Source organism: Microcoleus sp. K4-B3, from assembly GCF_036704615.1.
Classification (GTDB): Bacteria; Cyanobacteriota; Cyanobacteriia; order Cyanobacteriales; family Microcoleaceae; genus Microcoleus.
Genome location: NZ_JAUBSF010000089.1, coordinates 14,374 through 27,781 on the forward strand (window position 1 = coordinate 14,374; position 13,408 = coordinate 27,781).

At 45.7% G+C, this 13,408-nt stretch carries 18 protein-coding genes; 9 read left to right on the plus strand and 9 right to left on the minus strand.

Annotated features, from left to right (window positions below; all coding sequences use genetic code 11):
• Positions 1-46 precede the first annotated feature (46 nt).
• Both QUA78_RS26475 and QUA78_RS26480 read left to right on the plus strand, forming a co-directional pair.
• Entirely contained in the window at positions 47-1,312 is a 1,266-nt protein-coding gene (locus tag QUA78_RS26475) for an ABC transporter permease (RefSeq protein WP_333304139.1), read from the plus strand.
• 78 nt (positions 1,313-1,390) lie between these two features.
• Entirely contained in the window at positions 1,391-2,218 is an 828-nt protein-coding gene (locus QUA78_RS26480; protein ID WP_333304140.1) for a methyltransferase domain-containing protein, read from the plus strand.
• Between the two features lie 101 nt (positions 2,219-2,319).
• Here the strand turns inward: QUA78_RS26480 and QUA78_RS26485 are convergent, their stop codons facing one another.
• The 8 genes from QUA78_RS26485 to ndhC all read right to left on the minus strand — a co-directional run bounded on the left by QUA78_RS26485 (position 2,320) and on the right by ndhC (position 7,654).
• Entirely contained in the window at positions 2,320-2,940 is a 621-nt protein-coding gene (locus QUA78_RS26485) for a Uma2 family endonuclease (RefSeq protein ID WP_333304141.1), read from the minus strand.
• Positions 2,941-2,990: 50 nt separating this feature from the next.
• Positions 2,991-4,454 (minus strand): class I SAM-dependent methyltransferase, encoded by a 1,464-nt coding sequence (locus QUA78_RS26490; RefSeq protein WP_333304142.1) that lies wholly within the window; start codon positions 4,452-4,454, stop codon positions 2,991-2,993.
• Complete coding sequence (locus tag QUA78_RS26495) at positions 4,451-5,113, minus strand: restriction endonuclease (protein ID WP_333304143.1); 663 nt, start codon at positions 5,111-5,113, stop codon at positions 4,451-4,453. Before QUA78_RS26495 ends, QUA78_RS26490 begins: the two co-directional genes overlap by 4 nt.
• A gap of 132 nt (positions 5,114-5,245) precedes the next feature.
• Positions 5,246-5,494, minus strand: a complete 249-nt coding sequence (locus QUA78_RS26500) for a DUF4926 domain-containing protein (RefSeq protein WP_333304144.1) — start codon at positions 5,492-5,494, stop codon at positions 5,246-5,248.
• Positions 5,495-5,512: 18 nt separating this feature from the next.
• Positions 5,513-5,845, minus strand: coding sequence for a DUF6883 domain-containing protein (locus QUA78_RS26505; protein WP_333304145.1), 333 nt, complete (start codon positions 5,843-5,845; stop codon positions 5,513-5,515).
• Between the two features lie 234 nt (positions 5,846-6,079).
• On the minus strand, positions 6,080-6,583 hold the full coding sequence (locus QUA78_RS26510; protein ID WP_333242320.1) for an NAD(P)H-quinone oxidoreductase subunit J: 504 nt from the start codon (positions 6,581-6,583) through the stop codon (positions 6,080-6,082).
• Positions 6,576-7,301 (minus strand): photosynthetic/respiratory NAD(P)H-quinone oxidoreductase subunit K, encoded by a 726-nt coding sequence (ndhK, locus tag QUA78_RS26515; RefSeq protein WP_333304146.1) that lies wholly within the window; start codon positions 7,299-7,301, stop codon positions 6,576-6,578. Before ndhK ends, QUA78_RS26510 begins: the two co-directional genes overlap by 8 nt.
• Positions 7,292-7,654 (minus strand): photosynthetic/respiratory NAD(P)H-quinone oxidoreductase subunit C, encoded by a 363-nt coding sequence (gene ndhC, locus QUA78_RS26520; RefSeq protein WP_006635500.1) that lies wholly within the window; start codon positions 7,652-7,654, stop codon positions 7,292-7,294. Before ndhC ends, ndhK begins: the two co-directional genes overlap by 10 nt.
• A 544-nt stretch (positions 7,655-8,198) precedes the next feature.
• On the opposite strand from ndhC, the gene QUA78_RS26525 reads away from it, so the two are divergent.
• The 7 genes from QUA78_RS26525 (at position 8,199) to QUA78_RS26555 (ending at position 12,910) form a co-directional block, all read left to right on the plus strand.
• Complete coding sequence (locus QUA78_RS26525) at positions 8,199-8,534, plus strand: rubredoxin (RefSeq protein ID WP_333133078.1); 336 nt, start codon at positions 8,199-8,201, stop codon at positions 8,532-8,534.
• Entirely contained in the window at positions 8,521-9,534 is a 1,014-nt protein-coding gene (locus tag QUA78_RS26530; RefSeq protein ID WP_333304147.1) for a photosynthesis system II assembly factor Ycf48, read from the plus strand. Before QUA78_RS26525 ends, QUA78_RS26530 begins: the two co-directional genes overlap by 14 nt.
• A gap of 56 nt (positions 9,535-9,590) precedes the next feature.
• A complete protein-coding gene (psbE, locus tag QUA78_RS26535; RefSeq protein WP_006635503.1) occupies positions 9,591-9,839 on the plus strand; it encodes a cytochrome b559 subunit alpha in 249 nt (82 codons plus the stop codon).
• Between the two features lie 20 nt (positions 9,840-9,859).
• Entirely contained in the window at positions 9,860-9,997 is a 138-nt protein-coding gene (psbF, locus tag QUA78_RS26540; RefSeq protein WP_006635504.1) for a cytochrome b559 subunit beta, read from the plus strand.
• Positions 9,998-10,006: 9 nt separating this feature from the next.
• Positions 10,007-10,129 (plus strand): photosystem II reaction center protein L, encoded by a 123-nt coding sequence (locus QUA78_RS26545; protein WP_172190234.1) that lies wholly within the window; start codon positions 10,007-10,009, stop codon positions 10,127-10,129.
• A gap of 69 nt (positions 10,130-10,198) precedes the next feature.
• On the plus strand, positions 10,199-10,321 hold the full coding sequence (locus QUA78_RS26550; protein WP_333304149.1) for a photosystem II reaction center protein J: 123 nt from the start codon (positions 10,199-10,201) through the stop codon (positions 10,319-10,321).
• Between the two features lie 336 nt (positions 10,322-10,657).
• Complete coding sequence (locus QUA78_RS26555; protein WP_333304150.1) at positions 10,658-12,910, plus strand: transglycosylase domain-containing protein; 2,253 nt, start codon at positions 10,658-10,660, stop codon at positions 12,908-12,910.
• 211 nt (positions 12,911-13,121) lie between these two features.
• Here the strand turns inward: QUA78_RS26555 and QUA78_RS26560 are convergent, their stop codons facing one another.
• Positions 13,122-13,346, minus strand: coding sequence for a hypothetical protein (locus tag QUA78_RS26560; RefSeq protein ID WP_333304148.1), 225 nt, complete (start codon positions 13,344-13,346; stop codon positions 13,122-13,124).
• Positions 13,347-13,408 lie beyond the last annotated feature (62 nt).

Consider the following 13,408-nt stretch of genomic DNA (forward strand, 5'->3'; position numbering starts at 1 on the left):
TGCCCAATGCCCAATGCCCAATGCCCAATGCCCAATAACCAATAACATGAAATTACAGACTCGCCCAGTTATTAAGAAAATCTCTAACGTTCAAATCGCTTTCATGGCGACAGAGGCGCTGTGGAATAACAAATTGCGTACCAGTTTAACTATGCTGGGCGTAATTATTGGGATATCTTCGGTAATTGCCATTACTTCGGTGGGACAGGGAGTACAAAAATCAACTGAAGAACAGTTAAAGGCTTTGGGTACAAATGTGCTGTTGGTATTATCCGGCGCTGCGCGATCCGGCGGTGTCAGTCAGGGAAGCGGTTCTGCTACTACCCTTACTTGGGATGACGCTAAGGCGATCGGCAAACAAGCTCCTGCAGTTAAGGCGATTTCGGCTTATTTGCAGCGCCAAGTGCAAGTCGTTTATGGCGGACAAAATTCATTTACTGCTATTTTGGGAACGGATTTAAATTATCCCGACGTGAAGAACATTCAACCTCAACAAGGACGGTTTTTTAACGAGGATGAATTGAATGCTGCTGAGCCAGTAGTTGTCCTCGGTTCTAAGGTGCGGGACGAACTTTTTGGAGCCGGAGCTAATGCGCTATCCTCCGATATTCGCATTCAGGGCAACCGCTACAAGGTCATTGGAGTGATGGAAAGCAAGGGGTCTGTAGGGGGAACCGATCAGGACGATCGAGTGTATATTCCCCTCAAAAATATGTCTTCGCGGATTGTGGGAAGAAATTCTTTAGCGGGGATTGCAATCTCTGGTTTTTGGTTGGAAACTGCGGGCGAAGCGGATTTAGCGGATGCTCAATTTCAAGTAGAAAATATCATGCGCTTGCGCCACAATATTTATCCGCCACAACCGGATGATTTTCGAGTTGTCAATCAAGCTGAGATAGTTAATACTTTCAGCAATGTGATAGGTTTATTTACGGTGATGGTGGGAGCGATCGCCGGAATTTCTTTGGTGGTTGGCGGCATCGGTATTGCTAATATTATGTTGGTGTCTGTTGTGGAACGCACTAAGGAAATCGGGATTCGCAAAGCGGTAGGCGCTACTAATGCAGCAATTCTCATTCAATTCATGGCGGAATCTATTTTAGTTTCCACGGTGGGGGGAACGGCGGGTATTGGGTTGGGAGTTGCGATCGCCTTTGGGGCCTCGACAGCATTTAAGTTTCCGTTTGTGGTTTCTGTATGGTCGATTACAGCAGGTTTTGGGCTATCTTTTACCGTCGGGTTGTTAGCTGGAGTATTGCCGGCTCGGAATGCGGCTCGCTTAGATCCGATCGCAGCCTTGCGGAATGATTGAACAGCCTCTCTGTGCGCCATAAGCACCCTAGAGGTGGTACAGGCGTCTCGCCTGTGAATTTCTACTGAGAAAACATTGATGAACAACCAACCTAAGTTAGACAAATACAAGCAAGAAATCGCAGATTTGTACACCCGCAGAAGTCAAACCTATGACAATAGCGATTGGCATTTGCAGATTGCTCAGCGTCTCGTTGAATACGGGCAAGTTAGTTCCGGTCAGCAGGTTTTAGACATAGCAACGGGAACGGGTCATGTGGCGATCGCAGCCGCTCAAATTGTCGGTTCTGAAGGTCGGGTTATTGGCGTAGATATTTCGGCTGGAATGCTCGATGTAGCCAGAAACAAAGCTCTAGAATTAAATCTCAACAATACAGAATTTTTGCTGGCGGATGCCGAAAATCTCGACTTTCTAGGTAATAGTTGCGATCGCATTTTTTGCTCTTCAGCCTTCATTTGGATGTCGGATCTGCACGCAGCACTCACTCACTGGCACACATTTCTCAAACCAGGGGGAATCCTCGGCATTCATGCCTTCGCCGACACGGCTTTTGTGGGCGGAGTTGTGACGCAGAAAGTAGCCGAAAAATACGGCATTTCATTCAATATGAGCAAACCCACAGGCACCGTTGAAAAGTGCCACAGATTGCTCGAACAAGCAGGATTTGAGGAAATAGAAATTAAGATTGAGCAAGACGGCAGCTATATCAGTTTGGAAAAAGCAAAAGCAATGTGGGCCGGAAATTCCCATCCCGCCCCCGGACAATATCCGCCGCCGTTATCAACACTTTCAACTGAGCAATTAGCACAAGCCCAGGCAGAATTTGAGGCAGAATTAGAAGGATTGGAAACCGAACAAGGAATTTGGAACGATATCACCACTTTTTACGTATTCGGTCAAAAATAGCAGCCTACAATCTCCCTGAAACGATCGATATCTAACTCTACTCATCCGCGTTTATCTGCGTGCATCTGCGGTTGCAAATTTCTAATATACAACTTATCAGCTTATACTAAACCAGCTTGAAAAATCTGGTTTGCTGTGAGGTTTAAATCGGGAAAAGTTTGCGACACAATCCGATCGTTCTCTCGAAACTTGAGGATTTGATATTCACCATCAACCAAGTTACAGACAGAAATAGTCGGTTGTTTGGGATTGCCAATAAAATTACGCCCGCCCAACGCAGCATAATCTACAATCCAATATTCAGGGATACCCATCTCCTCATAATCAGCATATTTCAAATAGTAATCATCGCGCCAATTGGTTGACACAACCTCAATTACCAAAGGTATCGATGTACCCAAACTGAGGATAGATTGTTTTTGCCACAATGTTTCGTTCGCTAGATTAGCACGATTCAACACCAACAAATCAGGGAAATAACCAGAATCTTTTTCAGGAGGCCTAACGATCACTTGGCGGGGGATACCGTAGGGCAATCCCAGACGTTTGATTTCAAAAGGAATTTCGACTGCAAGAAAGCTTATAACTTCCTCATGTTCGCCTACTGGTTGTGCCATCTCAACAATATCTCCATTATGCAGTTCGTAGCGTACCGCCGAATTTTCAGGCAGCCACTCCACAAATTCCTCGAAGTTTACGAGCTTAGGTAAAGCTTGAGTCATAGGTTTTCAGAATTACCGATAATATAAATTATATCTCTATCTATCTGCGTTTATCTGCGTGCATCTGCGGTTAAAAATTCCAAATCTGCCAGTAGTGCTAGATTCAGACAATTTAAAATGCTGGATTTAATCGGGCGCTTTTCATCCCAAAATACGATCGACGAATAAAAGTTAATTGCTGTCGGTGAATTCAAAAGTTCAAAACTTTTACGTGCAACTCTCTCGCTATCAAAACTGAGAAAATAAACAGTATCATCGAAGATCGCAGGTTTATTAGCTATTTCACCTATCAACCTAAAATCCAATTTTTTATAAAGCCCGCAAATCGCAATTTTCCAAGGTTGGAAGCTATAATCGCCTACTCCAAAAATCGAAAATCGAGGGTTATTTTGATAAATTTTGCTTTTGCGATTATCTAGATATTGCCCGCACCTCTCTAGATAACGTCCGGTTTTAGGAGCTATAGTTTTAATATTTTCGGTTGATTCACCGATAAATTTTTGAGTAACTAAGATATATCGATCGGTAGCATTAATGCGATTTTGAGCAACATCAGATCCTTTAAATAGCGGAAATAGATAAGTTTCCTCAAGATCGACAGCTTCCCCAAATCCATTGACAAACAAATTATCAATTTTCCGAAACTCCATCACGCCAGAACAGTCGTGCTTGACGCCAGATCGCCATTTCGTTCCTGAATTTACAGCATATAAATTACTCAATTTATTGAAAGAATCTATATCTTTAACCAGGAGATTGTTGTGATATCCGATTCGATAGCCGTCAGAACTTTCTAAACTGCTAAATACATCGCAGAAGTAGTTTTGTGAGCTTGAGTCAAACTTGCAGTATAACAAACAGGCATCCACATTTGCATCAAAATACTTTTTAGCATCTATTGTGTAAGTTGCACAGCTAGCGAGATTAAGTTTTTTTGAATTAATGTAACTCAATAACTTTCTGGCAGTCGAAGTCTTGCAAAGCATTGCCAGATCCGCATCCCGCTTTTGCAGCCATTGCACCGCCTGAATCAGCATCCATTCTGAGATATCGAAGTTACTCTTACCTGTGAGTGCATCTAAGCCGATGTGGCTTTGAAAATTACTTTTTTTCGGCAAGTTTTCACTGCCAATAGTTCCTTGTTGTGAGTTTGTTACCCAAGGAAAGTTGCCCAGTACCAGCACCCTATGATTAAAGTGGTTGATTAAGGATGTCCAGTCAAACTCAAAAAAATCTCCGTGCTGAACCTCACATCTTTCATCCTGTAACAATTCATGCTTAGCTCTTAATTCTCTTAAATAACTTTGATTGATTTCAACCCCGATAATCTTGCTGGCCGATGGAAAAGAATTTGCAGCAGCTTTAATGAAATTACCTATCCCGCAAGTTGGCTCAATGATGACTTTGGGGTTAACATCAAGTTCTATCAATTTCCGGCACACCATCTCTGCTAATGCCAGCGGTGTCTGAAAATCGCCGTATTCTAGTTTGGTTTTGCGATCGTTGGAACTCATCGGTTAGATTGATAAACTGCTATAACGCCTTCCTGTTGTCCGGCACGCTCAATGACTCTTCCATACTGAAGTCGCCATTGCAACGCATTAGAAATGGTCAAAAAACCTTGCAAGGGTGGGTTTCTCAGTATTTCGTCGGCAATGTTAGCTGCCTCAATTTCGTCCACAGGTAAATTTTTGTCAAACATGAAAGCAAGCAAATCATCTTTATTGCCTTCATTGTCTAAAATATTCCGAATTCCACGGGTCATTTGAAAATCTGCTGTTCTTTCGGCACTCACGTAAATTGTATGCAAAATATTCAGCGTTGCAGTTCGGATCGTACTGTTGTCTGTCTTTTCGTAAACAAAGATAATCAGTGAATATCCCAGCCCAAAAATCTTTTGCCTTGCAGATTTGAAAGGACATGACGACTGCGGTTGCCTAACGTTTGTTACCTTCACGTCAACTAATATTCCTGGGAAATCGATACCGCTTGCTGAATTACCATCTATAAATTCATATCGCTGCTTGAGATAGAGTCTGAACTTTTGCTCCAAATATGTCCCAACAGCCTTTCCGTCTGTGATGCCGTAAAGCAGAGGTTCTGGGTGTTGAGACTCGGCTGCTGAAAATATTGCCGCCTCAGAACAAAGGATTTCTGCGGTCAGAGTCGTCATTTTGATGAACCACCAGATTATTTAATTTGCTGACCCATTAAACGGTATCATTAAAGATCGCAGGTTTATTAGCTATTTCACTTCTCAACCTGAAATTCAATTTTTTATAAATTCCGCAAGTTATTGTGCCGCTTATGCTGTAACCATTTCGGGTTTGATATCAGGTGATGCTGGCTCAAAATACAACACCATGATTTGCTCTGGATGCAGCCCGACAGATTCATAAGTGCGTCCGTTGCGATCGCTAAATTCCACCTCAAACGCTGCACCATCAGCCAACAGTTCAACAACTGTCCCAACTTGCCCGCGCCACAGATTGTATTCAGGAATGTCAACTGTCAAGGCAACGACATCTAGTAATTTAATCGTATTCTTTGTCACTCTTATTACCTCCACGCACTACAGAGGATAGCAGGTTGTTAATCTCGGAATCTCGGAATCATGCTCAATAATCCAGCCACTCCGAAGGGTTGCACTTCTATTTTGCCATTCAATCGTGAAATCTAAAATGTAGCGTTGCCCGAACCCATCCCGCCTCCCTAACTGAGCTTCGTCAGTTTGAATGATTTCAAGCAAAATTTGGCGCAATTCCTCAGCATTGTCAGCCGTCATCCCAAGAATTGACGAAAAAAGTCGCGCTTTGTGTTTGCCATCGTCGTGTTCTGGATTGAGGCAGTAGTCACGAAGTTTACGAATATCAACAACTGCATTCTTTGCATTTGGAATGAGCATAGAAAAGCTGATAGGAATAAGCAGCCCTTAGTTTATCTCGAAATTGGTGATGTAGTATGTAAAAAGAAGTTATTATTCAATATTTTACTCCTAAAACGAGGCAGAGCCTCTAGAGATCGGTTCCCAGGCAGAGCCTAGGAACCAGTTAATTAAAAAAACAGAGGGCGAGTTTCGCATAAAACTTAACTCCAAAAGTCAAATTTTATGCTCTAAACCCGCCCTCGCAAAACTCTGTTAATAAGCGTCTTGCAATTCGTAGAAATCAGGGGAAATGTAATCTTTCCGCAGCGGCCAGCCTACCCAATCTTCGTTCATCAAAATCCGTTTCAGATTCGGATGTCCTTCGTAGACTATGCCGTACATATCGTAGGATTCCCGCTCTTGAAAGTCGGCTGCTTTCCAAATCCAGTAGACTGATGGTACTCTCGGATCTTCGCGGGGAATGAATACTTTGACGCGGACTTCTTCAGGCTTAGAAGCATTATCTGTCAGCTTAGCCAAGTGGTAAACGCTGACTAAATCTTGTCCAGGGCCTTGGTCGTAGGCGCACTGGCACTGCATATAATTAAACCCGTAGGCATACAGTGCTGTTGACATCGGAATTAAGAAGTCTCGATCGACCTTTAATATCTCCACGCCCAAATTATCGGCCGCTAAAGCTTCGTGTTCAAAGCCATTTTGAGTCAACCACTGGGAAACCTTCCCGGCTTCAACAATTGCAGATTCTGTCTCAGCCACGGTTTACCTCCTGTTTTTGTCCTGCAAGCAGGGCCGGCGGTACTGGCATTCCCATTGCTTCGGTCAATTCTTTCGGCGGCGCCATCCGACCCGGAACTGACAAGTATTTGCCGTCCAAAATGTCGTCTACTACTTTCATTTTGTGGGGTCTGGTGTAGTAGCGGTGCGTGGGCTGCAAGTTGCCGCGTTCTTGCATCGAATCGTTGGCGATTTTTTTCCGCAGTTTGATAATTGCATCAATAATCGCTTCTGGGCGGGGGGGGCAGCCTGGTATGTACACGTCTACGGGAATCAGTTTGTCAACGCCTCTGACTGCTGTGGGGGAGTCTACGCTGAACATTCCGCCGGTGATCGTGCAGGCGCCCATCGCGATCACGTATTTGGGTTCGGGCATTTGTTCGTACAGCCGCACCAAGATGGGGGCGTACTTCATGGTAATTGTACCGGCGGTGATGATCAGGTCGGCTTGTCGGGGACTCGATCGCGGTACTAAGCCGAATCTGTCGAAGTCAAAGCGCGAACCGATCAAAGCTGCAAATTCGATGAAGCAGCAAGCAGTACCGTAAAGCAGCGGCCACAGGCTCGAAAGTCTCGCCCAATTGTAGAGGTCATCCACTGTTGTCAGGATGACATTCTCTGATAATTCGGATGTGACTTCAGGGCGAATAGCGGGATTGACAATTAGAGGTTTTTGTGATTTGTCAGAACTTAAGACCATTCCAAGGCTCCTTTGCGCCATGCATAGACAAGAGCAATAACGAGGATCGTGATAAAAAACAAGGCTTCAATGAAAGCCAAAAGTCCTAGCTGGTTGAAAGCAACCGCCCAAGGATAGAGGAAGACGGTCTCTACGTCGAAGATGACGAAGACTAGGGCGAACATATAATATCGGATGTTGAACTGAATCCAGGCTCCGCCGATCGGCTCGACGCCAGATTCGTAGGTAGTGCGTCGGTCGTAGGGACGACTTTTGGGCCGCAGTACCTTAGACGCCGTGAGGGCGAGGATAGGGACTAGGCTGGAAATTAACAGGAAGCCTAAGAAATACTCGTAGCCGCTGAGTGCAAACACGGTGAATAATTACTGCCTCGGTGAAAGGGTTCTGTAACTTGTCTGTTACATTATATAGATTTTGGGTAGCTAAAATTACGAGTTGGTTGAGATTAATCGTCCATGTTCTGCAATAATTTTTAATGTATATTTTAAGATTAGCTTACCTACTCTTTTGGAGCTGTCAACGACCCCCGACGGCAAGTCGCGGGCTTCTAGCCTAAAAACTGAAGCCCCAAGTTGACCAGCCTCAGTCCCCTTTCGGGGCTACGTTATCGGCAAGAGTTCAAGTTCACACCAAGGAATGCGTAGCTAGTTCCTTGCTCTGTAACCTAGGGATTAAACATCTGTAATGGGTTAAGGAAGTGTCTCTGGGAAAGTACCGACCGATAACATTGGCGAAGCTAACATTACTGGAGTAGCAAGGCGCTTCCCGGCATACAGGGAAATGGATAAGCACTACTCCTCTACTTATCCAACCCCTTTCGGGGGCTCTGAATTTATTCAGCGTCCTGTTTCATACGTGACTATCAAGGTACGCGGTTTCCACACTCCTAGAGATTTTATGAGCGATCGAGCTACTGAAACCAAAACCCTCGATCGGCACGAGTGCCGCGCCTGCGGCTACGTCTACGATCCGAAAAAGGGCGATCCTAAAATTGACATTGCCCCGGGCACGGCTTTTGAAGATTTGCCCCAAACTTGGGTCTGTCCCGTTTGCGCAGCGCGCAAGTCGGCGTTTCAAAATCTCGGTCAGATGGAAGGGGTATCGGGATTTAAGGCAAATCAGCGCTACGGTGTCGGTGTCAACGGCATGACCGAAGGTCAGAAAAGTTTGCTGATTTTTGGCGGCTTGGTCGTTGGTTTCTTGTTGTTACTTAGTATGTATGGTTTGCAGTAAGACGATTGTGAGATTTTGGCAACGAATTGTAATGTTATTGGCCGCTGCGCTCATCTGTACGAGTTGCAGCACCATCGGTTCTGTGAGTTACAACCCCTGGCAAGTGATTTCTTTGCCGACGAAAGCTAATTTGCAGGATATTGCCTTTACGGGCAATCCTCAGCACGGCTGGGTTGTGGGTTCGGAGGCAACTCTGCTCGAAACCTCGGACGGTGGCACTAGCTGGAAGTCTATAGCACTGGATATCGACGATCCGAGGTCGCGTTTTGCGTCGGTGAGTTTTTCGGGTTCAGAAGGCTGGATTGTCGGCCAGCCTTCTGTTTTGCTCCACACGAACGATGAGGGGAAGTCTTGGACGCGGATTGCTTTGAGCAGTCAGTTGCCGGGTTCTCCGAGTACGATCGCGGCTTTGGGCCCGAATTCCGCCGAGATGACCACCGATGTCGGGGCGATTTACCGGACTTCTGACGGCGGCAAAAATTGGAAAGCTGTCGTGCAGGATTCTTTTGGGGTAGTTCGCAATATCAACCGTTCTGAAGACGGGCAGTATGTTGCGGTTTCCTCGAAGGGCAATTTCTACTCGGTGTGGAAACCCGGACAAGAAGCTTGGGAACCTCACAACCGCAACAGTTCTCGCCGCCTGCAAAATATGGGCTTTACCAAGGACGGGCGTTTGTGGATGCTCGCCCGCGGCGGTCAGATTCAGTTTAGCGACCCGGAAAGTGCTGAAGGTTGGGGAAAACCGTTTTTTCCCGATCGCAAGGCGAGTTGGGGTTTGCTGGACATGGCTTACCGGACTGATAATGAAGTTTGGGTAGCCGGCGGCGGCGGCAATTTGCTGTGCAGTTTGGACGGCGGGAAAACTTGGCAAAAAGACCGCGAAGTTGAAGATGTTCCCGCTAATTTTTACAGGATTGTCTTTATGGGCCCCGATCGCGGATTTGTGATCGGCGCGAGCGGTACTCTACTTAAATATCAAGGTTCAGCGCAAGCTGCTTGATAGTAGAATAGTAATAGAGATTGTCTGTCAATTTGTTGTTGAAAGGAGGATTCTAAATGGCTGGTACAACTGGAGAACGTCCGTTTGGGGACATTATTACAAGTATCCGTTATTGGGTAATTCACAGCATCACCATTCCGGCTTTGTTTATTGCTGGATGGCTGTTTGTGCAAACGGGTTTGGCTTACGATGCTTTCGGAACTCCTCGCCCTAACCAGTATTTCACACCGCAGCGGGAAGAAGTGCCGATTATCTCGGATCGCTTTGAAGCTAAAAAACAAGTAGATCAGTTCATTGCCAAGTAATTTAACAAGGATTTGGAAAAATGACGAGCAGAACCCCCAACAATGAGCCAATTTCGTATCCGATTTTTACGGTGCGGTGGTTGGCCGTTCATACTTTAGGTGTCCCAACAATTTTCTTTTTGGGCGCGATCGCAGCAATGCAATTTATTCAACGATAGGAGTTTACAATGCCTGAGCGCGTTCCTAATCCCAACGAGCAGCCTGTTGAGTTAAACCGGACTTCTCTTTATTTGGGTTTGTTGCTGATTTTTACTCTGGGTATTTTGTTTTCCAGTTATTTCTTTAATTAACTGGTGTCAGAGTTGGATTTCGATAGTTCGATCTAATTTGTTTAGCTGTGAATGAGTGAGGTGATGGCTATGTTTAGTGAAAGTGGCAGAATTCCTTTGTGGCTGGTAGCTACTGTCGCGGGTCTCGGTGTTCTGAGCATTTTGGCTCTTTTCTTCTACGGTGCTTATGCCGGTTTGGGTTCTTCGCTGTAAGGAGAACTAAGCTGATTTTCGGCCTTTAACCCCCCTTGAAAAAGGGGGGTTTTAATTATGCGAAGTTTATTGGTAAATCTGGGATAAATGTTATCGAAAGTGTTAATTTTTCGGCAAGTTTATGATAATTTAATTCTCTGGTAAGAGCGAGATTTTTTGTGGTTGGGTGAAGATTCGCTCAATTAACGGATTCCGGGCAGGTTCACCAATAACCCCAAAATCGATCGCCACTAGCCGACTATCGCCTCAAGAGTGTGGACAGATCCTGAAATTAGCCAAAAGTTGCGAGTAGAATGGTGCAAGAGCCGATCGCTCGATCGTAGTGCACAGCGAAATATGACCCCACCGCAGCCGCCCCGCAAACCTCAAACCGTCTTGGGTGCGATTACCCAAGCAGTCCAGACTATTGCCAAGGTTAATTTTAACCAGCTAGCGCTGAAACCGAACGCCAAAGTACCCGAACTGTGGGTACAGGATGCGGGTGCAGCTAAAGCTGAGGTTTATCCGCTGTTGGGCGATCGATATTTGTTAGGTCGATCGTCCAAATCTTCAGATATTGTAGTTCGCAATCCCGTTGTCAGTCACGTCCACTTATCCCTGTCGCGGGATACTCGGCGGCGGACTCCTTTTGTCATCAAAGATGAAGACTCCACCAACGGCATTTACAGCGGCAAAAGGCGAATTAAAAGTATGTCGCTGCGTCACGGAGACGTGTTCACTTTAGGCCCGCCGGAACTAGCCGCCGCTGTCAGAGTTCAGTACGTAGATCCGCCGCCTTGGTATTTGGAACTTGTGCGTTACAGCTTTTACGGCGTTAGCGGAATTACCGCCTTGATTGCGGTGTTGGTAGGTATGGAATCGACCAAGTTTCACGTGCGGCCTCTACCGAGAAGTATCAATGGCCCCGTGATTGTTTACGCCCGCGACGGGCAAACTCCGCTGCGTCCTCCTCAGAATAACGCTCACTTAGAATTAAAAAAATTGCAGGATTTTTCGCCTTATTTATCCAAGGCGGTACTTGCTTCGGAAGACAGCCGCTACAATTGGCATTTGGGGGTAGATCCGCTGGGCGTTTTGCGAGCACTTTTAACTAATGTTCGCGGGGGCGGAATTCGTGAAGGTGGTAGCACTCTGACGCAGCAGTTGGCGAGGAGTTTGTTTCGAGATTATGTGGGAACTCAAGATTCGGCGGGACGCAAGTTACGGGAAGCTGTAGTGGCTTTTAAACTGGAGAATTATTACAGCAAAGACGAGCTATTGCTGACTTATTTAAATCGCGTGTTTTTGGGAATTGACCTTTACGGTTTTGAAGATGCGTCTCGGTTTTATTTTGGCAAGTCGGCGAAAGATTTAACTTTGTCGGAGGCGGCGACTTTGGCGGGCATTTTGCCTGCGCCCAACAGTTTTAATCCGATTCAAAATTATCAGTTAGCGGTGCAGTACCGCGATCGAGTAATCGAACGGATGCGGGCACTGGGGACGGTTTCTCAGGAAGAAGCCGATCGCGCGAGGCGATCGCGAATTGAGATCAATCCGAAAGCTCGCGAATTTCTGCAAAGTACGATCGCTCCTTATTTCTACAGTTATGTATTTGACGAATTGGAGTTTTTGCTGGGGGAGCAGTTAGCCAGAGAAGGCAATTTTATTGTAGAAACAGGTTTGAATCCCGGCCTGCAAAAAGTGGCTGAAGCTTCCCTCAAAAATGCTGTAGAAAATGCCGGAGCCAGTGCAGGTTTTTCTCAAGGAGCCGTGGTAACTCTCAATACTGCAACCGGAGAAGTCTTAGCTTTAGTTGGGGGCGTAGATTACTTGAAAAGTCAGTTCAATCGGGCTACCCAAGCTTTGAGACAGCCCGGTTCTACATTTAAGATTTTTACCTATGCAGCCGCCCTAGAACATGGAATCTCAGCCGATAAAACTTATTCTTGCGAGCCGCTTTCCTGGGGGGGACAAAGTTACAGCGGCTGCGAAAGAACCAGCGGCAGTGCGGATATGTATCGGGGTTTAGCACAGTCGGAAAATGCAATTGCTTTGAGAGTAGCACAAGATGTCGGCTTAGACAATGTAGTGCAAATGGCGAGGCGTTTGGGGATTACATCTGAACTGCGTTCTAACCCAGGTTTAGTATTAGGTGAAAGTGAAGTTAACGTATTGCAATTAACTGGTGCGTTCGGGGTTTTGGCGAACCGGGGTTTGGGCAATCGCCCCCACGTAATCAAGCGAATTATTGACAGCAGCGATTGCAAAGATCGAAATAATTTTAACAGTTGTCGGGTGATTTATGACTATCAAAAAGATGGCATTGCCAATCGGCAGTTAGTTTCTGAAGGGGTAGCGGATACGATGACAGATATGCTGCAAGGTGTTGTGCGGGGAGGTACGGGTAGCAGTGCTGCTTTGGGGTTGGGAGAAGCTGGAAAAACAGGCACGACTAATGATAATAGAGATTTGTGGTTTGTCGGTTATATTCCGAGTCAGCAACTCGTGACAGGAGTTTGGTTGGGAAATGATGATAATTCTCCGACTGGGGGAGGTAGTGCAAATGCCGCTCAGTTGTGGGGGGAGTATATGCGGGAAGTGGCGCGTTGAGTGGATGCGGGGGAGAGGATTGGATGAATTTTGATACAGCATTAAAATATACAATTTAAATGCGGTACAGGTTATCAACTCAATCTAACAGTTCTAGACGCAGAACCCATGAAAAACAGAGGCTGCGATTGCTTTCCGTCTGATGGCGAAAGCTAACGCTCAAGAGTGAGAAATGACATAAATACGTTATAGATTCCAGGACGGATTAAGGTTAACTGAGCGATGATTTTTTTAGGGCTTGGGTTGCTCGTCTCCAAAGCGATCGCACATATTTTCGTTGGTCGATCGCGTGCAGTACAATAAAGGCCAGGAAAGTATAAGCAATCCAGAAATGTAAATCTCCTGCAAAATCTACAACCGCTGCATTTTTAGGAAAAATATCTGGCAAGGTTGCAAACCAGAAGAAAGGGACATTCCCGCTCTTAGAGTGTTCCAACGAAAAAATGATCCAAAATTTCACTCACTTCGACAAAAGATTTCAACGAACCATTTAGTCAA